Source organism: Candidatus Poribacteria bacterium (assembly GCA_009839745.1).
Lineage (GTDB): Bacteria > Poribacteria > WGA-4E > WGA-4E > WGA-3G > WGA-3G.
This window is the reverse complement of record VXPE01000132.1, coordinates 1-23,808: the sequence shown is the minus strand read 5'-3', so window position 1 is coordinate 23,808 and position 23,808 is coordinate 1. Positions and strand designations below refer to the sequence as shown.

Sequence of the window (23,808 nt, the reverse complement as noted above, 5' to 3'; positions counted from 1 at the left end):
GCCCTTAGTTTGATCCCTACGGACTGACTTTTATGTTGCCCCATGTGGTGGTTAATTTCCCAGCGGGGTAAACCGCCAGCGCGGATTTCAATCCTTTTGTCATGATGACCTTGATGTCATCTTCAGTGAGCGCGACACTGAAAAACGCGATCTCGTCAAAGAGACCGGAAAAATATTGTCCCCATTGATCTAAGAAATTCGCACCAATACCGATCTCCGTAAAAGTATAAGTATCGGCAAACGTCTCACCTTCTTTGCCATTGTAATAGCCCGTCACATTTCCCTCACCATCGAAGACAAACGCATAGTGTCCCCATTTATTGTCATCAAATTCTGGGATGACGGGTTTCCACGCGCTACTCCAGATTTCAACGGTTTCACCTTGGTACCGAGTCGTGAAAGCCGGATTTGTCGGTCCATTGATATTCGATATCAACCGATCATCATTGGCGGCATCCCTCGGATTTGCCCACAGAACCAGTGTAACTTCTCCATCTAAGCCCAGATCCCCGACAACGACATGCCCCTTACTCTCGTTTCCATCGAATTCCAGTGCGGATCCGAACTTACCGTCCTTCGTCCATTTCGGATCGTTTTCAAATTTCCCATCATTCCCATTTTCAGAGGAATCCGCCGCTGTATTCCCCTTCCCTTCATCAAAGAGCCACATCCCAACAACGGTTTCCAGATCAAATTCAGCACTGCTCATACCAGTAAACACCAGACTCAGGACAATCAAACTTACAAGCATTAAACTCGCCATTACGATTTTCATTTTTCAAACCTCACTTTTATGGAAGTTATTTGCACGGGTTAACACGACCAGGGCGATCATCGCGTCCCCGACAGTCCAGTATCAAAACTTTACGCTTTTTGGTCAATCATACTTGAAAGGATGCCAAGGATCTCGCCGCACTGCCTAATTTGATAGATTCCCATATCAACAGAGAGTTGTTGACCTTCCAATTTGAGGAAGAGCCATTCGGTGCCCGTGGTTGTAGCCCCATAAATACATGGAATTTCATTTCCTCTTTCTGCATTAAAGCGTTGGGCGGCGAGCATCTCCGCAACACACTGTCCTAATCCAGTTGCCGGATCAGCGTTTTTGGCTTCAACGAGGACAATAACCGGTGCCTCCAAGTAAAATTGGTCCGGCGATAGGCTTACCAAAAAATCGCAGACACCTGTTAATCCGTTTTCGGGATCAACACTGAAGTCAATTCCTGAAAAAAAACTAATGCGATGCTCAAAGTGCTCCCGGAGTTCAACAAGGATATTGGCAACAATCAATTCCGAGCGCGCTTTCTCTGTTCTGATAGCGATCGCTAACGGCACTTTTTTTGCCAGTTCCCTTGTGAGATCTTCGCTTGGATCTAGCGGCTCAATATCGGAAAAGATGTCTGTGGATTCAATTTTTTTAAGGTGAAATGTCTTCCGTACCGTTTCTAAGGTAAAATTGCTATAAGCCATTTGTACAGAACCTCATTTTATGTTACAGCCATCGCAGTGAGAAGTTGTCAGTTCCTTCGCCCCGGTTATATGCGTATTTATGGGAGTCCGTGTTTATGGAAACCATTTGCGAGGGCTAACAGGACCAAAGCGAACATCGCTAGTCCGAAAAGCACAATAGCAACGTAGAGATCGGCGTTCCCTCGGAAGGCGAAACTTTTTTCCAAACGCTCGTTTCCGGATTGCCGAATCCTCCTTGTGAGCAGCTGCTTATCGTGTGCCGTCAGCTGCTGCGCGCCTGGAGATGCGAGTGCCGCCCGTTGGTCGAGAAACTTTTGAATCCGCCATTCCCGCCATCTTCGCAATAAGAATCGACACAGAATAACAGTACCAGTGGTTGCGAACAAAACTGTTGCTCCCAGTAACCAATCTGTTAAGGGTAGATGCCAAGGTAGATGTTTCCCGTCCATGGTTTTCTCCTTATTGAAATGATGGGTGAAAGGCATTTAGAGCGTGTCTGGATTCCGAATTTCCAACTTTCCAACCCAATTGGGGATTCAAAACTTGAACGTTAAGGATTGAAATGTGCTTAGGGATGCCATAAGGGTGGCAACTTGCATAATTAGTATAACACATCTGTGTATCTCTATCCCAAATTTTCTTGACTTACCCCCAAAATCTGCTATCATACTCCCATGCCGAAACTCAATCTCAAACCCAACCACAAAGCAATCCGCGACTACTACGCCACGCTACAGCAATACGCACAACACAACATCATACGCGAAGGCGCGGTCAGTTCTCCTTTTGAAACTCTTCTGCACGCCTGTGCAAAGCAGATAAACGCCACGCTTGTCCCACAATACCCAATGCGCGCTCCAAAAGGAAATCGCATCGTTATCGATGGCGCCATCATCGACACATACGGACTCCCGCTCGCCTACTGGGAAGCGAAAGATATAGAGGATAACCTCGCTAAAGCTGCACAGGAAAACAGGACGCAGGCTATCCGCTGGACAATATCCTCTTCCAAACACCACAGCGCGCCATCCTGTATCAGAACAAAGCCGAGGTGCTTGATATAGACATCACCGAACCCGCCAACCTGATTGCCGCCCTTCAACATCTATTTGCTTACGTCCCACCTGAGATTGATAATTGGCAGACGACCGTCTCCGATTTCAGAGAACAGGTGCCGGACCTCGCAAGCAGGTTGAAGACACTCATTGAGCAACGCCACGAAACCGACCCAGCCTTCAAGAAGGCGTTCACCGATTTCTACGATACCTGCCGCACCTCCATCAACCCGGAACTCTCACAGGATGCTGTTGAGGAGATGCTCATCCAACACATCCTTACCGAGCGTATCTTCCGGACGGTCTTTAATAACTCCGCTTTTACCCGCCGAAACATCATCGCACGTGAGATTGAAAACGTCGTTGATGAACTCATCCGACAGGCGTTCAGTCGCGAGGAGTTTCTCAAACCCTTAGATCGGTTCTACCTCGCTATTGAGCAAGCCGCACGGACAAACGGAGCGGTATCGTCAACGACCCGAATCGTGTCGACCAACCGCGATATATTGTGAATTTGGTTGGGCGGGTTATCACCGTCAGCCTGAAAACGGTGAAGGTTGTTAACGGACTGCCACCACTACAACAGTAAACTGGTAGGGTAGCTGCTGACTGGATCTAATTTATTATCTGTTAAAAAGATAGGTGCGGTTTTTTCAACCGCACCAAATCGCCTTTAGGTTTCTATTTACACTTTGAATACTTAAAGGGTGGTAAATTTAGAAAAACACTGCATTCATGGTTTGGTTAATGCCACGGAAAACTCTGGACTTCGCAAAACACTAACCACAGCATCGGCATGTTTAAGCTGCTTGGCAACCTTAGGTGTACAGGTGATGAACAACATATTGAAGGCTGTAGGTTCCTCAATCTTGAAGACTTCGTTATCCAATCCATGTGCCCTAATCCATGCCTTAATTTCATCCTTGCGTTTGACAGAATTTGCTTTTAACAATTTATACTTCTCTGCCCGCCCAATTCCTTCCAATTCTTTGGAAGATGGCCTATTTACCCTCACCATAAATTGAAGCATGTTCGACGGTGGAACCGAGTGAACTGGGGCAGTTCTATATCCTTTCGTTTCCATTTTCTGTAAACCTCGCAAGTCCTGCTCCAACCCTATCCGCGGATGCTTGGAGAGGGAGAGTTGTGTTGATAAGGTGTTGCCGAAGTGCTTTCCCTTGGAGTTTTGTATCTGTTGAGGCATACAGAGCAGCAATTCCAGCAACATAAGGCGCAGCCATGCTCGTGCCGCTCATATACGGGACAAACTCGTCCGGTGGGTCTCGCTTTCAATCACTGAGGCAACCATAAGATCAGCCCCTGGGGCAATTCCGATGTGTTGACCTGCAATAATACCACAAACGTGGGTGCCATGCCCATCTACATCAAAACCGCGGACTTTACGTAGATTGTCAGATCCGGAGCGAAGTGGGACGTATCGAAAATCAATTAGTTTCTTACGAAATTGAATATGGTCTGCATCACAACCAGTGTCAAGCACTCCAATCAATACACCATTTCCTGTAATGCCGTTTTCATGTGCCTGATGAATCCCGCTTTCCACTGGCCAACGTATTTGCTTCCTCCGACGAAAAATCTCTCCAGAGCACATAGGTTTTGGTAGAGAAAGCTGAATATCAGGAATGATCTCATAATCTAATGCCTCAATTGACTTCTGGGCTCCTTGAATTTTCTCCTTGTCCAAACTATTGATTATGTATGCTCCGAGATAGTCGAGGGATATAAAATTTGATGTTTGTTCATCATCTGATGTCTGCTCATTCACAGAAAAGGTTTCTTGGGTGATTTGTTTGAACCCCAACAATGTTAGTGCTTCAGTAAGTTTCTGGGTTCTTGCATCCGTGAATTGTGAGAATAATCTACTGCTGCTTTGCTGCGATTGTTGTTTATCCTCCATCAATACGGTTCCAGAGTCCACTGTCTGAAAGTTTGACTTCTTAGTTAACGCGATAAAACTGTGCATTTAAAACTTTCCTTTTGACTTTATAATGGGTGATTCTTGCCATATTGATGTCTTCCATGTGTATAGAATACTTAGCAAGCATTAAAATTGCAACCAAAATTTGTATGCAAGCAGGAACTACCAGATGCTACACGATAGGCATTCGGACCCGTTACAAGAACTTGTTACATTAATCGGCCCATAAAAAGTAGGAAAAACAAGGATTTCAATTCTAAATAAACTTCAGTATCTTCAAGGGTATCATTGATTTTACTTCTTAAGATTATAGCATATTTGATGACGACATTCAAGGAAGAGCCGCAATCCGACCTAACTTCGTAACTTGATTTCCATAAGTGAATCTGCTATGATATATTATCAACGAACTGAATCCGCTCTTAAACGCGCACTACTAAAAACGAAGAGGTGACATTTCAAATGGACAAAATCTGGCTTCAGCCAAAGCATTATGAACAAGTCAGAACGGTTCGATACTCACTTAAACCCCACGAGCAAACCTGTTGGCATATCATCGCGGGCAGTTCTTATTGGACTCGCCTGTGCCGCCGGGGAATGTCTGATTGCGCCTTACAATGATTACGTGATTCGCAATGTCTTTCTCGCTGGAGGTCATTTTCCTGTCGGTCCATTTTTTGTCTTGACGATCCTGGTGTTGATTGGCAACCGCATCTTGAGTGCAGTTTCTCCCAAACTCGCACTGTCGGCGGGTGAATTGGTGACAATCTGGTGTATCATGGCAGCCGCCTCCGGGATTCCTTCGACAGGCATGATGCGATATGCCTTTAACCCGCTTGTCGCCTACCAGTATTTTGCGACACCCGAAAATGATTGGGAGGCACTTTTCCATCAATATATTCCCCACTGGCGTATTGTTCGTGATGAGAAGGCTATCAAATCCTTTTATGAAGGCATCTCTTCGGGTGAATCCATCCCCTGGGGGACATGGCTGATACCTCTATTCGCTTGGACCCTTTATGTGTTTGTTCTCTACTTCGTTGTGATATGCCTCTCGGTGCTGCTGCGCAGACAATGGGTCGAGATTGAACGGTGTAGCTTTCCGTTGGTTGTGTTGCCTGTGGAGATGGCAAACACCCCGCCGGGCGCGAGAAATTCACTCTTCAGGAACAAAGCATTATGGGTCGGATGTGCCGTTCCCCTATGCATTCACACGTTGAACGGCATTCATGCGTTCTTCCCTGGCGTGCCGGAATTTCCCGTCCGATTCAATCCCCACCCCTACTTAATGGAAAAGCCTTGGAGTGCCCTGAAACCTTTGCAACTCAACTTGTATTCTTCGATCGTGGGGTTCAGCTATTTACTGCCGCTTGAGGTGTCGTTTAGCCTCTGGTTTTTCTTTCTATTCTTCAAACTCCAATGTCTTATCGGTTCGATGCTCGGTTTCCAAATCATCAAAGGTCCAGGCGTGCAACACAACGCGTATTCGTTCAGCGCTTCTCAGGAAATCGGTGCCTGCCTTGTCTTTGTCATCTACACCCTTTTCAAAGCACGGCATCACATCAGAAGCATGCTTGTCAGTGCCTTTCGCAAAAGCGAGGACACAAACGAAGCGATGCCCGCTGGATTGACAATTATCGGTCTCGTCGGCGGGATATTGCTGCTGGCGTTTGCAAATCATCTGATGGGAATGTCGTTCGGATTCGCACTGCTTTTTGTACTGGTGCTTCTCGGCATTTACATTGTCTTGACATGGCAAGTCATCCACGGCGGAATTCCTTTTGTCAATCCTTCGTATTCAGCGCATTACGTTCTCTTTACCACGCTGGGTTCAGCGAGAATCAATCCTTCAACCATGACATCGCTGTTTATGCATCCGGTCTCTCTCACGCGCGACTTGAGGGAAATTATGATGCCGTATGTGGTAAACGGTCTCAAGGCGGCCGATGAAGTCAAGGTCAGACGGAGGGGACTGTTAATAGGTATGGGTGCGGCGATGGTTATCGGGACCCTTGTCTCATATTATTCCGTCCTCGAGGTCAGCTATGCACATCGTGCGCCTTACACAGGGGGGGCGGGCGACATGCGGTGGCTGACTTCTGTGCTCGTTAGCGCCGATACCGGGACGGACTGGACGAACACAGGTTTTATGGTCGGCGGCAGCCTTTTCATGGGGCTGTTGATGTGGCTGAGAAGGATTTTCGTGTGGTGGCCACTTCATCCAATCGGGTATACAATGCTGAGTTCTTGGGCCTCATTCAAGCTGTGGCCCTCAATCTTTATAGGCTGGATAATGAAGTATACTCTCGTCAGGTACGGGGGATTGAGAATGTATCGAAGTGCGAGGCCGATATTCCTTGGGCTTGTGCTTGGCGAGATGATCTGCGCTGGAATCTGGGCACTTATTGGAATGGCAACGGGCGTCAGCACGGGTTATCGAATCTTGCTTAGTTAATGTCCAGCGAAGGCGACATTGACACACAGCACAATGGAGATAAAAATTTTGCTTGACGTTGCCCCGCTCCCATGCTAAATTAAGTTTGCCTGCAAGATGCAGGCTTCATCGGAAAAATCTATTCTAAAACCTCTTCACAGGAGATTTGTAAAAATGACAAAAAATTGGGCAATCCTATGCGTTTTGGCAGTCCTGGGATTGGCATTCATCCAGTCACAGAGTTTCGCCGCAGTCGACAGTGAGACGGCTGTCGGTGTCTGGCTCTTCGACGATGGTGATGTGAGCGATTCCAGTACCTATGGAAACGATGGCGAACTTATAAACGGGGCAGAGGTTACCGATGGTGGCAAATGGGGAAAAGCACTCAGCCTTGACGGCGATGATGACTATGTTAATGTCGCAAACTCAGAAAGTTTAGACAGTACAGCGGAAGCCTTCACCGGGGTCGCATGGGTAAAAATCCAACGAAAAGGCGATCCGCACGGGGGATGCTGTGCAGACGATCACATGGTCATTGCCTTTACGACCAATTGGAACAACATTCTGAACGTTTTTGGTCCGGGTAGAAGCGGCAATCAAGGAAAAGTCGAAGTCGGTAGCCGTGAACTGAATCCGCGATGGCTCTTCGGACCTACCACTGTCAACGACGATCAATGGCATCACCTCGCTTTCACCTACGATGGTGCCAAGAAAGTCCTCTACATTGATGGTGAAGTTGACGTTGATCAGGATACAACGGGGGTCTTCGGTGTCGCAGGTGTTGATGTCCATTTAGGGGGAACACCCACGCAAAGACAGGCATTGGGATTGATGGACGAGATCGGCATTTTCAATGTGCCACTCGAACAAGCCGATATCCAAAATATAATGAACGATGGGCTTGGGTCTGTGCTCGGTTTAACACCTGTCACCCCGCTGGGACGGCTAACAACAACGTGGGCAGACATTAAGTCGCAATAATGTAAATTAGATATAGTGGTAGTGGACGGGGTAAAACCCCGTCCCTATACACCCCTACTCCCTCGAACCTATGATCCCATTCAAACGCGTTTTCGCGCATCTGCTACTGTTCCTGACCTCGCTTACCATTGCAGCACCGAGATACCATCCCGAAGCGGCACGGTTATATGACGCTGGATTACGCGCCCTCGCCCACGGAGAGCCGGAAAAAGCAAGAACCGCTTTAGAGGAAGCCGTCACATTGGATACCTCCTTGGCGGATGCCCACTGCGTCTTGGGATTGATTTATAAAGGGGCTGAGGAGACCCCTGCGGCGGCAGAAGCATTCCAACGAGCGATAAACGCTGATGAAAATTATATCGAGGCGTATTATGAATTAGGTGATGTGTTACTCGTTCACTTAGGGGACACCGCACAGGCGACCCAAGTCCTACAGAAAGCAGTCGCAATGGATGCGAATCACGCCCGCATGCGGACCCTATTGGGCATCGCCTATTTCCGTGATAATCTCACCGATGCCGCCATTCGGGAATTTCAACACGCACTAAAACTCGATCCAACTTCGCTGACGGCACGCTACACACTTGGGAATGCCTTTCTTCAACAGGAAGCGTGGCAATCCGCTATTGATACTTTTAAAGCACTCATTGAAATCGATCCTTTCCACGCGAAGGCGCATTTCTCTTTAGGCACAGCACATCGTCGTATCGGGGAAACACAAGCAGCGCAGAAGAATTTACAACGTTTTGAGGTGCTGTCCATTGAGGAAGAGCAACTGACACATCTCAAGCGATTTGTGAAGCAAAACCCTACCAATGCCGAAGCGTGGTACCAACTCGGTAGAACCCAACTCAAGCGTCACCTCTGGACCGAGGCAACGCAATCTTTGGAACGTTACGTCAAGCTCGCACCACAAGAGACGCGCGGCTATGAAGTCCTCGGATACATCCACTTTCAAGGACAGAACTACAAGCAGGCAGTGGCGATGTACCGGAAAGCGATTCAGCAGAAACCGAACGTCGCAACGTACCGCAACAGTCTTGCCGGCGCGCATTTGATGTTAAAACAGTATTCCGAAGCGATAGATCAATATCAAACAGCCATTCATTTAAAGCCTTCCGAACCGCGCTTCTATCTGAATCTCTCCAAAGCTTACGAACTCGCTGGCGCACACACAGAAGCCGAGAAAACCTATCAGGAATATGAACGTCTCACGTCAAAACCCACTTCTCAATAGCAAATTTTCGGCACGCTTTGCAAGCCGAGAAGTATACATTCTCGGTTTACTTTATACCCTCTTGGCGTTTTCACCCTACGCGTGGACTGAACCCGAAATGTGTCTCATCCCCGCGGGGCATTTCACTATGGGCAGCGATGACGATCTACCAAATGAAGCACCTGCACATAAAATCTATCTGGATGCCTATTACATCGGTAAAACGGAGGTAACCAACGCGGAATACCACCCATTTTGGCTTGAAAATGGCGGCATCGGCAGTGAGCACACCCCGATCAGTTATGACGGTGAGTTTGGGACATGGCCCCGCATCGCAGAAACGAAACCGAATCATCCTGTCATAGGTATCTCATGGCACTCCGCTGTCGCCTACGCGACGTGGCGCGGCATGCGGCTACCCACTGAAGCAGAATGGGAAAAAGCAGCACGCGGAACAAACGCCAGACGCTGGCCCTGGGGGAATACCTTCACGCAACGCATCAACGGAACAACCGTCCACGCCAATACATGGACGCAATCAAGGGCGCATCCGAAACCGGTTAGTGCTTATCCTACAGGGGCAAGTCCTTACGGCGCGCACGACATGGCGGGCAACGTCTGGGAATGGGTGGCTGACTGGTATTCCGAAACCTATTACCGCCAGAGTCCCGATGGAAATCCAAAAGGACCGGCGGTTGGGAGTCGCCGCGTTGTGAGAGGCGGGTCGTGGTTGAACAGGGAAAAGTTAGCGCGGTGTTCCACACGGATTGGGCAATACCCAGCGATTGGAACCAGTTTCATCGGCTTCCGACTCGCCAAAGATTATGAAAAGTAAAAGCATCGTTCTCCTTACAGTCCTCCTTATATGCGTTCCGCTCTCGCCGTCACCGGCTGCGATTCAATTCGTTGATGTAACTGCGGAGGCAGGTATCAATTTTAAGCACATCAATGGTGCGGAAGGGGCATATCATCTGCCCGAAACCCTTGGTGCGGGTGGTGCCTTCTTCGATGCCAACAATGATGGGTATTTGGACATCTACCTTGTGAACAGCGGCTATTGGAAGGAATCGTCCACAACAGATGAGGCACTGAGCACGCTCTACCGTAACAACGGTGATAGCACTTTTACTGATATTACAGCGACTGCAGGTGTGGGAAATCGCGGCAACTACGGACAAGGCACGGCTTGCGCCGATTATGACAACGATGGCGATGTGGATCTTTACGTGACTAATTTTGGGGTCAATATTCTCTACCGTAACAACGGTGATAGCACTTTTACAGATGTCACGGCTCACGCGGGCGTCGGTGATCCAGCGTGGAGTAGCAGCGCCTGCTTCCTGGACTATAATCGGGACGGATACCTCGATCTGTTCGTTGTGAACTATCTTGTCTACACAACGGATGTCCCCTACCGTCCATGCGGGGAAGACGGCGTTCAAACCTATTGTCATCCTTCCCTGTATGAAGGCGCGCCCGATACACTCTATCGCAATAACGGAGACGGAACTTTTACGGATGTCAGTCAGGAAGCCGGTGTTGGAGGTATTGGTGGCTTGTTTCACGGAAAAGGGTTAGGGGTCGTCTCAGCCGACTTCAATAACGATGGTGTTCCAGACCTTTATGTCGCAAACGACGATACCCGAAACGATTTTTTTTATAACAACGGGGATGGAACGTTCAGTGAAATCTCGCTGCTGGCTGGATGCGCTTACAGCTTCAACGGGGTTGCGCAAGCCGGGATGGGTGTTGCCACTGACGATTACAACGGCGACGGATGGTTCGATATTTTCGTTACGAACCTCTCTTATGAAACCAACGCGCTTTACCGGAACAACGGGGACGGGACGTTCACGGATGTCATTTATGAAGCGCATCTCGGTAAAGAGAGTTACCTGTGCGTCGGCTTCGGTACAGGCTTCCTTGATGTCGATAACGATGGATGGCGGGATATATTCATCGCGAATGGGCATATTATTGACAATATTGAAGACACACACGATATCCTGACCTATCGTCAACAGGATCAGATTTTCCGTAATCGAGGAGATGGCACATTTCAAGAGGTATCCGCGAGCGGGGGTGCCTATTTTCAAAATGCTGCAGTAAGCCGCGGTGCGCTTTTCGGAGACTATGATAATGACGGTGATATGGATATGCTCGTCACACAGTCTAACGGTCCCGTGACCCTATTACGAAATGAGACTGGAACACAACACAACTGGGTTCGGATTAAAACCCTTGGGGTTATCAGCAGTAGGGACGCAGTAGGGACGCGCGTTACCTTGACAGCAGGCGGACACACACAAGCCCAAGAGATTAATCGAGCCGCAAGTTACCTGTCCAGCCATGACGGTCGACTCCACTTCGGATTGGGAGCGCACCCTGTTATCGATAGGCTTGAGGTGCGGTGGCAGAGCGGTGTCGTGCAAGTCTATAGAAATCTTCCCATAAATCGGGAACACGTTATTTCTGAATTTTCAGATACACCCGAGGATAAACTCTTCGCAGCTGCGTGGACAGGGGATACTAAGCATCTTCACGACACAGGCGCGGATATGAACATAAAAGATGCGCTCGGTAGGACCCCGTTACACATCGCCGCAGAAAACGGATACGGGAATGTGGTGATGTTCCTCGTCGAAAACGGAGCAGACGTGGACCTCACAGACCCCAACGGCAATACGCCGCTAATCTTTATTATCCACAAGACAGGAAATTTGGCGATTGTCAAACGCTTACTGACGAAAGGTGCCGTTGTCAATACCCAAAACCGGACCGGTGAGACAGCGTTGATGTATGCGGCGTGGCGCGGGTATTCAGAAATCGTTAAGCTTCTCCTTGAGCATAGTGCCGATGCCTCTCTGAAAAACAGACAAGGTGATACTGCCCTGACGTTAGCGCAATCGAGAGGACATCTTGACATTGTGCAGATGCTCCAAGCAGTTATGAAATAAAAAAAATCCCCCGTAGGTTGGACCGAACGGGTGGGATCGAAAGATTTGATGTATTTTCAGATCCCTCTTTATCTTTAACTGAAAACTGAAGACTGACAACTATAAAAATACTGGAGAATTACATGCCTTCGGCTTTAACCCGTGGTGTTACCTTCAAATCCGTTGTATTATCCCTCATCCTTATTCCGGTCAACTGCTATTGGATTATGTACACGGAGATGGTCTGGTGGGGGCTTTTTCCGACAACGATGTCCCTGTTTTTCAACGCAGTCTTCTTCGTATTTACGATTACCCTTCTCAATCTACTTGTCCGACGAATAAATCGACAGTGGGCATTGACACATGGCGAACTGCTTGTCATATATGTGATGCTTTGCATGGCGAGTGCGATTGCTTCACACGACCACACACAAGTGCTCATTCCGATGATCGGGCACGTCTTCTGGTTCGATACCCCTGAAAACGAATGGCGAGAACTCTTATACCGATACATGCCGACGTGGGGAACAGTCCAAGATAAAGGGATTTTAGAAGGGTTTTACGAAGGGCAAACCACGTTTTATCGCGCAGAAGTGCTACAAGCATGGCTCGGTCCGGCCTTGTGGTGGACGAGTTTCATCGTCGTACTTGTGTTTGTAATGCTCTGCATCAACGTTGTGCTTCGGAAGCAGTGGACTGAACGTGAAAAACTTGCCTACCCTATCATCCAGCTGCCCTTAGAAATGACGCGCGACAGCGGTAGGAACTTCTTCAGAAGTAAACCCTTCTGGACAGCGTTTATCCTCGTCTCGTTGCTGAACCTCATTAACGGGTTCAGTTACCTCTTCCCGACCATTCCGATCATTGGCGTTCGGTTTCGGAATATCAGCCAGTTTTTCACGGACAAACCGTGGAACGCCATCGGTTGGACCCCGTTTTCTATCTATCCCTTCGTCATCGGCCTCGGATTCTTTATGCCTCTGGACTTATCGTTCTCTTGCTGGTTTTTCTATCTGTTTCGCAAGATGCAGCGAGTCGCTGGTGCCATCATCGGGGTTCGGGGATTACCCGGGTTTCCTTATGACCGACAACAGTCACTGGGTGCGTATCTTGGGCTTGCGATCTTCGCGATATGGGCAAGCCGCAAATACCTCACTGAAGTCTTCAAACAGATAACCACAGGACGTTCAAGCCTTGATGAGTCCGTTGAACCGATGCGATATCGGACTGCCGTTATAGGCATTGTGTTGGGGTGTATCTACCTCATAGGGTTTTCAGTGAAGATAGGCATCAGTATTTCGCTCGGTATCGCCTTCTTTGCGATGTATTTCGCGTTGTCAACAGGGATCACACGCATGCGGGTAGAATCCGGTGCCCCCGCACACGATCTACATTTCATGGGGCCTGATTACGCTTTACCGGCGATTCTGGGTTCGCGGGGTATGGGAGGTCCGAACTTAACAGCACTCTCTTTCCTATTTTTCTTTAATCGTGCGCACCGCAGTCATCCAATGCCGCATCAGTTAGAAGGGTTCCAGCTTGCTTCACGTGCGCGGTTTAATCCGAAACCCCTGGTGTGGGTAATGCTCCTTGCTGCCCTTGTCGGTTCGATCGGTTCTTTCTGGGCATATCTCCACGATGTATATCATTTTGGGGCGGCTGGCGGTTTTGCACGTCATCCCTTCGATAGGTTGCAACAACAACTCAATTTTCCGATGGGACCGAATGTTCCTGAAGTGACCGCGATGGGTGTCGGTATGGGATTCACGTTTCTCTTGATGTTTTTACGGATGCGTTTCTTTTGGTGGCCCTTCCATGCCGTTGGTTATGCTGTCTCAGGAGCAGCGGATTGGTGTATGAACTGGCTCTGGATCTCGCTTGTGATTAGCACGACCGCAAAATGGCTGATTATCAAGCAGGGGGGATTGCAGTTGCATCGCAAGGCGGCACCGTTCTTCCTCGGTTTAATTCTCGGTGAGTTCGTTGCAGGGAGTTTATGGAGTTTCTACGGGATGGCGACAGAAACGCGCATATTCCCGTTTAAAGATTGGTAGCCTATCTCTCGCTGCTTGTCTTATCGGTTTTGACTTGACAAACCATACGCACTTTGCTAAAATTACAAGAAAATAGCATGGCAGTTGCGGCGCGCGAAACATTAAACTCGAACACACCCAAATACCAGCAAAACCCAACACTTTAACCCATTAGGCTCCCACAGTCCCTCACAAGGAAGAAAATTATGGATACTCTAAAAGACTTTGAATTCAAACAAAGAAAGTATATGCCTGTTTTTCCAAAAGCGAGTGGGAAACCGACTATCTACATTGAAGGATACCCCTGCGAGGACGATGAACCTATGGCTGCCACAGGATTCCACGCGGAACAGATTTCTAACTTTTTTGATCAACTCTATCGATATTTTGCAATCAATCCGCACATCTATGTTGGCATTGACAATTTCATCTACTACCGTGAAGGTGCCCTGACAAAATTCGTCGCTCCAGATGTTTATGTTGTTTTAGGGGTTGATAAATTTCCCCAACGGCGCAGTTTTTACACCTGGTCCGAAGGTGCCGTTCCCGCCGTGGTTTTTGAATTCCTTTCGGATTCAACTGCGAATCAAGACCGGAATGAAAAAGTTCAACTGTATTTGATGGATATGGGCGTTCCAGAATACTTCATCCATCAGCCTGAAATGAAGAAGCCAGCGGAGTTTCGGGGGTGGCGGCGAAGTCCATCAGGTGGCATCAGCGAAATCCTACCGGATGCGCAAGGGGGGTTGTTCAGCGAGACGTTAAACCTCTTGTTTCGCTGGGAAAATATCTTGCCTAACGAGGTGCGGCTTTTACGCCCCTATCTGCCGGACGGCACCCCAATTACGACTTCTATAGAGGAGGAGCATCTGAGAATAGAGGCACAACACCTGAGAGCAGAGGAGCAGCGTCTGAGAGTGGAAGCGGAAGCGCGTGCTGAAGAAGAAATGGAACGGCGGCAGGCTTTAGAGGCGGAGTTAGAACGCCTTCGGGCGCAATCCGGTCCTCGATAAAACAACTCCAAAAACATCCCAAATTGCGATTGCCTTATTTCTGATAATGAAACCCATTCTCAAAAATAATTTTTCCAAAGTAATGATATTTTGCTTGAAACCCACACAATAACTGGGTTCGTGCGCTTAATACCGCGAAATTATGCCGCAGATATCGAATCAGAAAGTGTCCGCTATTTTACAACGGAATGCCAGATAATTTCGGCGACATTTTTCCTTAATACTCCGAATATGTTACTGAGAAAATGTTGGTAGGAGGATCAATTGAGGTGTATCGTTTGACCTAATCCAGGCGTTGAGGTCAAACGCATAATATTACTAATAGTAATATTAATGGGATGAAAGGACGCAACCTAACAGGATACGTTACAAATGAGAATGTCGTTGCGGTATACGCGAAGACCCCATACAAGGTCCCACAGCCGTTCTCTTTAGACCTAAGAGAGTCCGTGTAAACTACCAGTGCTATCGCCTAATTGGGCAAGATCGACATCCATCCGATTAAGCATGGATAGCCAGAGATTGTTAAGCGGTGTCTCTTTCGGATAGCGAATATGACGACCGCTCCTGATCGTTCCACAGCCGTTGCCAGCGAGTAAAATTGGGAGATCGTGGTGGCTGTGTCGATTGCCATCCGCATTCCCGCTACCGTATAGAATCATTGAATGATCCAAGAGCGAACCATCTCCTTCACGGGTAGCATCCAGTTTGTCCAAGAAATACGCCAACTGCTGAGAATGGAAGATATCAATTCGCTTGATCTTTTCTATCTTCTCTTCATCACCGCTGTGGTGTGACAAGTAGTGGTGTCCCTCTGGAACATCGACGAACGGATAGGGTTTGTTACTCCCTTCATTTGCGAGGACAAAGGTTGTAACACGGGTTATATCCGCCTGAAATGCGAGTACCATAAGATCCATCATCAAACGTAGATGTTCTTGATAATCTGCTGGAATCTCCTCCGGCACGGTATAGTCCGGGCTTTCGATGCGTGGGAACTTTTCAGCCGATGCGATTCTTATTTCAATGTCACGGATAGAAGAGAAGTACTCATCGAGTTTCCGGACGTCGTTTCCACTGACGTGACGGAGTATATCTTTTGAGTCCTGTCTGACAAAATCGAGGATACTTTTTCGCTGTTGATCGCGTTCCTCTCGTTGTGTGTCGGGCAGAGAGGAGAACAGTCGTTCGAAAGCGAGTTTCGGGTGTACCTCTTTGGGAAGTGGTTGCGTCGCAGAACGCCATGAGAGCGTTGATGAATAAACGCAGCTATAGCCAGAATCGCAATTCCCTGCCCTTCTTCCAGGATCAATTCCGAGTTCAAGCGAAGGCATTCGGGTCCGGCTACCGATATGCGATGCCGCGGCCTGGTCAACAGAAACACCCGCTTGAATGTCAGCACCATCCGTTTTACGGGGCTGCGCGCCTGTAAGGAAAGCAGCCATCGCACGGGCGTGATCACCCCCGCCGTCCCCGTTCGCACGGGCTTTATCAGCCGTTAGACCACTGAGCACCAACATCTTGTCTTTCACATTTTCCAAAGGTTTCAGGATATCTGTGAGTTCGTAGTTAGTTCCAACCTGCTTCGGTGTCCAATCCTCCATAATCTTTCCGTTTGGCACGTAAAGGAATGCCATCCGATTCGGAGCCGTCTGGTGTGCTATCCCACTCGCGGGAGCGTTTGCCCACGAGGTAAGGGGTCCCATTACCTCCAGCCACGGCAGAGCAATACTGACACCTAAACCGCGTAAAAATGTTCGACGTGAAAGTTGTTTTGAAGTGTTCATAATTATTCCTTCGTCAACTCTCCTATAGTTAAGGCAGTAGGAAACTTGGAAAACCTCTACTGTTACTACGTGATTTCTCGTTTCAGAACGCCTATGACACAATTATACCCGATCTTTTTTCCCTTGTCAAATGTTTATCACTGGCTAAAAATACGGCACTCCTTGCGCATTGACATAAACCGAATAGAGAGATTAGCTACCTGCCATGAAAAGCCTGTTGCGTTTCACGCCCCCGAAACAGATGTTTGCACAAATTTCGGGAAGATGGATCTTTCCAATAAGCGTTCCGTCTGGCGCGAAGATATGCACACCGTCGTAGCCTTCGCCGACCCAGCCTGTGCCTGCCCACAGATTTCCATCGGTATCGCATCGAAGTCCATCAGCAGCACCGGATGCCATATCCGCGAATACCTGTTTGTTCGCCAACCCTTCACCGTTGACGACATCATGGACAACAATATTTTTCGGAGAACCGGTATCCGCAACGTAAAGTTTATTGTAATCGGGCGAGAAACAGATGCCGTTCGGTCTTTCGATTTCTTCCGTTACGACGACCGCTTCGCCAGTATCAGGATTCAGGCGATAAACGGAAGTCGGCAATTCAAATTCTGCTTTATGTCCTTCATAATGGGAAAGGATACCGTATCCCGGATCGGTAAACCAGATATGTCCATCAGGATGAACAACAGCATCGTTGGGGGCATTGAAGCGTTTGCCCTCAAAGGTGTCTATGAGGACGGTAATCGTTCCGTCATATTCGGTACGTGTGACACGTCGTGTGCCGTGTTCACAACTGATAAGCCGACCTTGCCGATCGCGTGTATGTCCATTGGTGTAGTTAGCCGGTTTGCGATAAACGCTCACCATACCCGTGGCTTCCTGCCATTTCAGAATACAGTTGTTTGGAATATCACTCCAAAGGAGGTATCCGCCATCACCGAACCAGACGGGGCCCTCTGCCCAGCGCGACCCCGTCCAGAGTCGTTCTACGACAGCGTTTCCGACTTTGTATTTCGCGAAACGTGGGTCAATGACTTCAACCGCTGGATCGGGATAACGCGTAATCGCTTTCCCATCTATGGATGTGTCTGCCCAAGCCACCAGGGGTCCCATCGTTTCCAACCAAGGTAAAGCCGCACCGACTCCCAAACCGCGTAAAAATGTTCGACGTGAAAATTGTTTTGATGTACTCATAAGCCTCTCCCAGATTTACATAAAATCAGACGTGCCCCAGCGTTCAACATACAGAAGCATAATCCGATTGTGAATAAATTCATATTTCTCAGGACAACAGGAACGGAGTTTATGAGGAGATAACAGATAATTCGCAATACTTTCCGCCATATCCTCATTTGGATTTTTTTCAGAAGCGTAGTCTGATACAAACGCCGATCGATCTTTAGTTGTTGACCAACCTGACTCACTTGTTCCTTCTCTATACCATCCCCCAAGTTTCGCCCAATCCAATTTAAGTTCTCTATTAAAAACATAAGTCCATAAAAAATGTGCCTTTTCGTGGGCAATTATGCGACGCGTGATAATAAATTCACGAAAATGACGACGAGTGAAAATGGATTCAGCAAACTCTATGTACCCACGACTTGTCAGGGCATGACTCACGCCTCTGTTTTCATCATCTTCGTTATCGACTCTGCGGACTATATACTTCAATCGAGGTATTTTATGTAATGCCTGAGGGAATTCTTCAAATACTGATATAATGAGCATCAGATCATGATTTTCAAAATCCGAGTAGCGTTTTGTTGTTTTATTTTTCGTTTCATCGGGTAATGAATCATAAGACGGGACAGATATACCATACCTTGCTTGCAATATTAATTCTATGAGGGCTCTGTTTGTTCCATTCTCTGTTACGTATTGAACGACGGCATAATAGAGGTGCTTGCCCGGTGACACAACCTCTTGAGATTCTTCAACTGGAAAAACATCTCTACTAATCGTAACGAATTTTAACTTATCCTTGGATTCAATCTTAATATCGTGTTCCAAGCCATCGTCAGTTATACGCCATCTGGAAAATTGTAGATCCAGATTTGGGGACATGGATTCAAAGACCTTTAAAAGCGCGTGAGCGTGCTTTGTCGTCCATGTCGAATCTAAGTAAACGGAATATTTTTCCTCCAACTGTGACATCGGATTGCTACCCGGTATTTCATAATAGGAGGATGTATAACAACTTGACTGGAGAATTATGATGAATGAAAGGAAAACGAGAAAAATCCGCATCATAAATTGTCCTTCGTTCCACGGCGCAATCGAAACGGATCACTCTTGACGATCTCTGTAATCATCACAGAACTCCTATAACCTCCGGCTTCAAGTTGTGCCACGATCCTATCAACGGTCGATCGATCATAGTATTCCAATCCTCTGCCTAAAGCATAGGTTAACATTTTCTCCGTCAGACAGCGTAAGAATTGCTCCTTTCTGTCTTTGACGACCTGTTTCAGGTCTGCTACGCCGTGCAATATCGTGCCATCTGGCAATTTCGCAGTCGTATCAATACGCAATTCGCCATCTTTCCATCGAAAAGCCCCAATCGCGTTGTAGTTTTCGAGTGCGAATCCGATCGGATCCATTTTCGCATGACAGTTAGCACATGCCGGATCCGCTCGGTGTTGCTCAAGACGTTCACGCAGCGTAATCCCGTGAACCGCCTCACCCTCTTCTTCCAATTCCGGAACATCCGGTGGTGGCGGTGGTGGCGGTGTACCGAGTATCTGTTCCAGAACCCAACGTCCCCTTTTGACGGGAGACGTACGCGTCGGATTAGAAGTCACCGTCAAGACGCTGGCGTGGCTCAGGACACCACCGCGTGAGTTCCCTTGTATCTTGACCCGTCGAAACGATCTGCCTTTAATCGCTTCTCCGCCCGGTATCGGGTTCTTTTGCCCTCTCCAGTTTCCCTGTGTATCCATAATGCCGTAGTGGTTTGCGATGGTTTGATTGAGGAAAGTGTAATCGGCATCAATCAGATCCAGAACACTCCGATCTTCGCGAAAGATGGATTCGACAAAAAGTTCCGTCTCCTTTAGCATGGCGAGACGCAAACTCCCTGTGAAATATGGAAATTGTTCCAGATCAGGCGCAGCCGTTGTCAGTCGCTGGATTTGCAGCCATTGGGTTCCGAAGTTACTTCCCAATTCGGAGGCTTTCGGATCTGCAAGCATGTGCTTAACTTGTGACGCCAGATTGGCAGTGAGTTGTTTTCTTTCAGCGAGTTCAAGGAGCTCGTCATCCGGCATGCTACACCACAAGAAGTAGGAGAGCCGAGAAGCGAGTTGAAACTCATCAATCGGATACGGTTCTGAACCCAGTGGACGGTCGTCTAACTCCAACCGAAATAAGAATTTCGGTGAACAAAGCATAACTTTAATCGCAGCTTGAATCCCTGCCTCCCACGACACCCCATCCGCTTGGACTGATGCTACAAACTCGGCAAGTTGCTCCACTTCGATTTCGGTGGGTGGACGGCGATAGGCGCGCCGAAGCAACCGCGTTAGCACTTCACGGGTCTGCACTGCTTGCGAGATATCAGGTGTGCACGCCAGAATTTCAAAATGAGAATCGGGTCTGGTTTCTAAAGGTCCCTCTGCCCAGAGTGTGCGAATCTGGAGTTTCGCGTGCGGTTCACCTTCTCTTGGTTTCAGCATCGCAATGCCGACTTTTTCTATGTTCGGAATACCGGTAATAAAGAATTCAATCGTCTGTCTCTTTTTTTCCTCGCGTGCAGTAATCTTAAAAGCCTTCAGAACCTTGATGTTGTTGTCTGCCGTCGGATCTACACCGACCAAGCGTGCAAGTTTCTCTGGAGGTGTTATGTCCTCCAATTCAGTACCCTGAATGAATAACACCACTTCCACGGGTGTTTCGCTGTCTGTTTCGGCATAAAGCGTTGCGCGGTAGATGATTTCCGTATCGGGAGCTATCTTGAAGTATGTCACCCCTGTTGTAAAAGGACCGGATTTCCACGCTTCTGTGGCGGTCGGATCGAGCAGGCGGTAACGCTCATCAGGGACATCGTCGTGGTGCGGTTCCAGACGACTCCCACTCTGGTAACGTTTCGAGGGCGGTGGTCGATCCAACAAGATAACACGTGTGGCGATTGCCTCCGCGGCTTCAAGGTAACGCTCCATGAGAAGTGGTGACATCGTGAGCACATCGCCAATATTATCAAACCCGTGTCCGACATCATCTGCAGGAAAATTCTCGGTTGGATTGAAATCAACACCCAGTAGATCGCGGACGGTATTTTTGTATTCGACCTTATTGAGGCGGCGCACCGTTACGCGTCCAGGATCCGGTTTAGCCATGCGATCGGCATGTTCAAAGATTGTTTCAATGTGCGCAACAAACGATTCCGACGTTTCTATCGGTGGAATCCCATCACTGTCTGGTGGAGGCATCTGACCCGTTGTGAGCATGTCCAGAATCCGGTCCCAGATGTCCCTATTCTCAATTAAAGAGCGATTGTCCGTGAATGAATCCAAGGAGAGTTCGGCGGCAGGCTGGTCACCGGCGTGACAACTAAAACAGTATTCTTCCAAGAAGATAGCACCGTTTTGTGAAAAATCGGAAGGGTCCGTTTCACCCGCGTTGACAGCAAGTGCAACGAGCAGTAGCACGAAGATCAGACAGAAACAAGGTGAGGCATAATTGAGCGAAATCATGAGTATGTTTCCTGTGCTGTGGAAATGAAGTTTTGTGTTATTCTAACAACGTTTACGTTTGGTTGTGTGTTTACGCGAATATGCAGTCATTATACCTTAGTATGAGACCTAACGGCAAATAAAATCCTATTAAATACTGGATTATTTAGTTTTCTAAACAGCATTTGCGCTTTAAGGTCAATTCTGCTAAAATGGCGAGGTCAGAAATAGCAAAGGTTCTCAGCGACTGTCCACGTGTCCTTTAACATCGCCAGTTTCACCGCTATCGCAGAATTTAAAGCCGAAATCGACCGGCAAATTCGGATGACCCGTCAAGCCACCCCACGCAGTGGATTTACGCGTGTCACCCTCCCTGGTGAGATTGAGTGGGAATTGACGCAGGAACGCCTCGCAAATGGGATTCCGCTCCACAAAGAACCAGTACAAGAAATTGAACGGCTTGCTGACGAATTAAGTGTTGAAATTCCCTGGAACAGGTAATTAATTTTCTCCTTGCAACCCCGCCCTCTATCCGTGTATAATTGGCAGTGTTTGCAATCCAATTGCTAACTATACACGGAGCGAACGTTATGCCGAGCCTCAATATTAAACCCACACACAAACCCATCAGAAACTACTACACTGAACTTTCGGAATACGCGAAAGTCGGAGCAGAACACGAAGGCGCAGTCCGAACCGCATTCCAAAACCTACTCCAACACTACTGCCGACAAGCAGACCTCATCCTCGTCTGTGAAAAGACACGCTACACCCCACAGAAAAGGCGAATCCAGATAGATGGCGAAGTCGTTGATGCGTTTGACTTGCCACACGGACATTGGGAAGCAAAAGATACACACGACGACCTGCCTACTGAAGCACGGAAGAAATCAGAGGCGGGTTACCCCTTTAAAAATATCATCGTTCAGTCGCCGACCCGTGCACTCCTCTACCAAAACGGACACCTCCGACTCGATGTAGACCTCACAGATCCGAACGACCTCATCAATCTGCTAAACACCTTCTTTGCGTATCGAGAAGAAAATATTGTCGATTGGTATGCCGCCGTTGAAGAATTCAAAGAAAAGGTCCCAGTGTTAGGGCGAGGTGTTGCAAAGCGCATTGAGACCGAAATGCAGGACAATCCTGAGTTCCGACAAGCTTTCCAGAGTTTCCATCAACAGTGCCGAGCCTCTATTGACTCAAACCTCACCGAGGCACAGGTCGAAGAGATGCTCATCCAACATCTCCTCACTGAGCGAATTTTCCGCACCGTCTTTGACAATCCCGATTTTACCAACAGAAACATCATCGCCCAAGAAATTGAGAAGGTAATCCAAATCCTTACCCGTCGTTCTCCGAGCCGTTCCGAGTTCCTCCGTCCGCTGGATCCGTTCTATGTTGCGATTGAGAAAACCGCCACCACCATCACCGATTTCTCACAGAAACAGGCGTTTCTAAACACCGTTTACGAGCAGTTTTTTCAAGGTTTCTCTGTGGATATTGCCGATACACACGGCATCGTCTACACGCCGCAGCCAATTGTCGATTTCATGGTGAAAAGCGTTGAGCACGTTCTCAAAACCGAGTTCGGACGCTCGCTATCGGACATGGGAGTTCACATTATCGATCCATTTGTTGGCACTGGGAACTTCATCGTCCGACTCATGCAGGAGATTCAGGGACGGCGATTGCCGCAGAAATACCATGAGGAACTCCACTGCAACGAAGTGATGTTGCTCCCTTACTACATCGCCAGTCTGAACATCGAACACGCCTATTATGAGAGGACGGGCACTTATGAACCTTTTCCGCATATCTGTTTCGTGGATACGTTCGATACGTTCGGTCTGATGGACGCGCCTCATCAAACGGGGGAGTTCTCCTATTTCACGCCTGAGAATACACTGCGGGTTGAGGAACAGAAAGAGATGCCGATGTTCGTTGTTATTGGGAATCCCCCCTATAATGCCAGACAGGCAAACGAGAACGATAACAACAAAAATAAGCCGCATGCAGGGGTTGATGGTCGCGTGCGCGCGACGTATGCTGCCGCTTCGAGTGCGCAACTTAAAAATAAACTCTATGATCCTTATGTGAAGGCAATTCGGTGGGCAACAGATAAGCTAAGGGACGAAGGTATCGTCGTATTCGTGACAAACAACAGTTTTATCGACGCACAGATGTTTGACGGCATGCGGCAACATCTCGTAGATGAGTTTGATAGGCTTTATATTCTGGATTTAGGTGGAAACGTCCGTAAGGGACAATCGG

Annotated in this window: 21 protein-coding genes; 11 read left to right on the top strand and 10 right to left on the bottom strand. The window is 48.2% G+C overall.

What is annotated here, in order from left to right:
- Positions 1–16 precede the first annotated feature (16 nt).
- From F4X88_20720 to F4X88_20710, 3 genes are all read right to left on the bottom strand, one after another.
- On the bottom strand, positions 17–775 hold the full coding sequence (locus tag F4X88_20720; protein MYA58705.1) for a LamG domain-containing protein: 759 nt from the start codon (positions 773–775) through the stop codon (positions 17–19).
- An 89-nt stretch (positions 776–864) separates the two neighbouring features.
- Entirely contained in the window at positions 865–1,470 is a 606-nt protein-coding gene (locus F4X88_20715; protein ID MYA58704.1) for a hypothetical protein, read from the bottom strand.
- Positions 1,471–1,547: 77 nt separating this feature from the next.
- Positions 1,548–1,919, bottom strand: coding sequence for a hypothetical protein (locus F4X88_20710; protein ID MYA58703.1), 372 nt, complete (start codon positions 1,917–1,919; stop codon positions 1,548–1,550).
- A gap of 225 nt (positions 1,920–2,144) precedes the next feature.
- Here F4X88_20710 and F4X88_20705 point away from each other — a divergent pair, with 225 nt between their 5' ends.
- Positions 2,145–2,534, top strand: coding sequence for a hypothetical protein (locus tag F4X88_20705; protein ID MYA58702.1), 390 nt, complete (start codon positions 2,145–2,147; stop codon positions 2,532–2,534).
- Positions 2,522–3,037: a hypothetical protein gene (locus F4X88_20700; protein ID MYA58701.1), complete on the top strand. Its 516-nt coding sequence runs from the start codon at positions 2,522–2,524 to the stop codon at positions 3,035–3,037. The genes F4X88_20705 and F4X88_20700 overlap by 13 nt, the downstream gene beginning before the upstream one ends.
- 221 nt (positions 3,038–3,258) lie before the next feature.
- Here F4X88_20700 and F4X88_20695 read toward each other — a convergent pair whose 3' ends face one another.
- The 3 genes from F4X88_20695 to F4X88_20685 all read right to left on the bottom strand — a co-directional run bounded on the left by F4X88_20695 (position 3,259) and on the right by F4X88_20685 (position 4,509).
- Positions 3,259–3,477, bottom strand: a complete 219-nt coding sequence (locus F4X88_20695) for a hypothetical protein (protein MYA58700.1) — start codon at positions 3,475–3,477, stop codon at positions 3,259–3,261.
- Positions 3,478–3,589: 112 nt separating this feature from the next.
- Positions 3,590–3,781 carry a S8 family serine peptidase gene (locus tag F4X88_20690; GenBank protein MYA58699.1) on the bottom strand — a complete coding sequence of 64 codons (192 nt, stop codon included), beginning with the start codon at positions 3,779–3,781 and terminating at the stop codon, positions 3,590–3,592.
- Positions 3,778–4,509 (bottom strand): S8 family serine peptidase, encoded by a 732-nt coding sequence (locus F4X88_20685; GenBank protein MYA58698.1) that lies wholly within the window; start codon positions 4,507–4,509, stop codon positions 3,778–3,780. The genes F4X88_20690 and F4X88_20685 overlap by 4 nt, the downstream gene beginning before the upstream one ends.
- Before the next feature lie 448 nt (positions 4,510–4,957).
- On the opposite strand from F4X88_20685, the gene F4X88_20680 reads away from it, so the two are divergent.
- The 7 genes from F4X88_20680 to F4X88_20650 all read left to right on the top strand — a co-directional run bounded on the left by F4X88_20680 (position 4,958) and on the right by F4X88_20650 (position 15,077).
- Positions 4,958–6,919 carry a hypothetical protein gene (locus F4X88_20680; protein ID MYA58697.1) on the top strand — a complete coding sequence of 654 codons (1,962 nt, stop codon included), beginning with the start codon at positions 4,958–4,960 and terminating at the stop codon, positions 6,917–6,919.
- 96 nt (positions 6,920–7,015) lie between these two features.
- Positions 7,016–7,879 carry a LamG domain-containing protein gene (locus F4X88_20675; GenBank protein ID MYA58696.1) on the top strand — a complete coding sequence of 288 codons (864 nt, stop codon included), beginning with the start codon at positions 7,016–7,018 and terminating at the stop codon, positions 7,877–7,879.
- 70 nt (positions 7,880–7,949) lie between these two features.
- Positions 7,950–9,116, top strand: a complete 1,167-nt coding sequence (locus F4X88_20670; protein ID MYA58695.1) for a tetratricopeptide repeat protein — start codon at positions 7,950–7,952, stop codon at positions 9,114–9,116.
- Positions 9,082–9,930, top strand: coding sequence for a formylglycine-generating enzyme family protein (locus tag F4X88_20665; protein ID MYA58694.1), 849 nt, complete (start codon positions 9,082–9,084; stop codon positions 9,928–9,930). The genes F4X88_20670 and F4X88_20665 overlap by 35 nt, the downstream gene beginning before the upstream one ends.
- A complete protein-coding gene (locus F4X88_20660; protein ID MYA58693.1) occupies positions 9,920–12,052 on the top strand; it encodes a hypothetical protein in 2,133 nt (710 codons plus the stop codon). Before F4X88_20665 ends, F4X88_20660 begins: the two co-directional genes overlap by 11 nt.
- Positions 12,053–12,174: 122 nt before the next feature.
- On the top strand, positions 12,175–14,085 hold the full coding sequence (locus tag F4X88_20655; protein ID MYA58692.1) for a hypothetical protein: 1,911 nt from the start codon (positions 12,175–12,177) through the stop codon (positions 14,083–14,085).
- Positions 14,086–14,270: 185 nt separating this feature from the next.
- Positions 14,271–15,077: a Uma2 family endonuclease gene (locus F4X88_20650; GenBank protein MYA58691.1), complete on the top strand. Its 807-nt coding sequence runs from the start codon at positions 14,271–14,273 to the stop codon at positions 15,075–15,077.
- Positions 15,078–15,514: 437 nt separating this feature from the next.
- On the opposite strand, the gene F4X88_20645 is transcribed toward F4X88_20650, so the two are convergent.
- The 4 genes from F4X88_20645 to F4X88_20630 all read right to left on the bottom strand — a co-directional run bounded on the left by F4X88_20645 (position 15,515) and on the right by F4X88_20630 (position 21,555).
- Positions 15,515–16,864: a DUF1552 domain-containing protein gene (locus tag F4X88_20645; protein ID MYA58690.1), complete on the bottom strand. Its 1,350-nt coding sequence runs from the start codon at positions 16,862–16,864 to the stop codon at positions 15,515–15,517.
- A 192-nt stretch (positions 16,865–17,056) separates the two neighbouring features.
- Entirely contained in the window at positions 17,057–18,058 is a 1,002-nt protein-coding gene (locus tag F4X88_20640) for an SMP-30/gluconolactonase/LRE family protein (protein ID MYA58689.1), read from the bottom strand.
- Positions 18,059–18,073: 15 nt separating this feature from the next.
- Entirely contained in the window at positions 18,074–19,114 is a 1,041-nt protein-coding gene (locus tag F4X88_20635) for a hypothetical protein (GenBank protein MYA58688.1), read from the bottom strand.
- Positions 19,111–21,555, bottom strand: a complete 2,445-nt coding sequence (locus tag F4X88_20630; GenBank protein MYA58687.1) for a DUF1592 domain-containing protein — start codon at positions 21,553–21,555, stop codon at positions 19,111–19,113. Before F4X88_20630 ends, F4X88_20635 begins: the two co-directional genes overlap by 4 nt.
- A gap of 234 nt (positions 21,556–21,789) precedes the next feature.
- Between F4X88_20630 and F4X88_20625 the strand changes: the two genes are divergently transcribed.
- Positions 21,790–22,035, top strand: a complete 246-nt coding sequence (locus F4X88_20625) for an Ldh family oxidoreductase (protein MYA58686.1) — start codon at positions 21,790–21,792, stop codon at positions 22,033–22,035.
- An 89-nt stretch (positions 22,036–22,124) separates the two neighbouring features.
- Positions 22,125–23,808 (top strand): N-6 DNA methylase (locus F4X88_20620; protein MYA58685.1); only part of this gene is annotated, 1,684 nt, incomplete at its 3' end.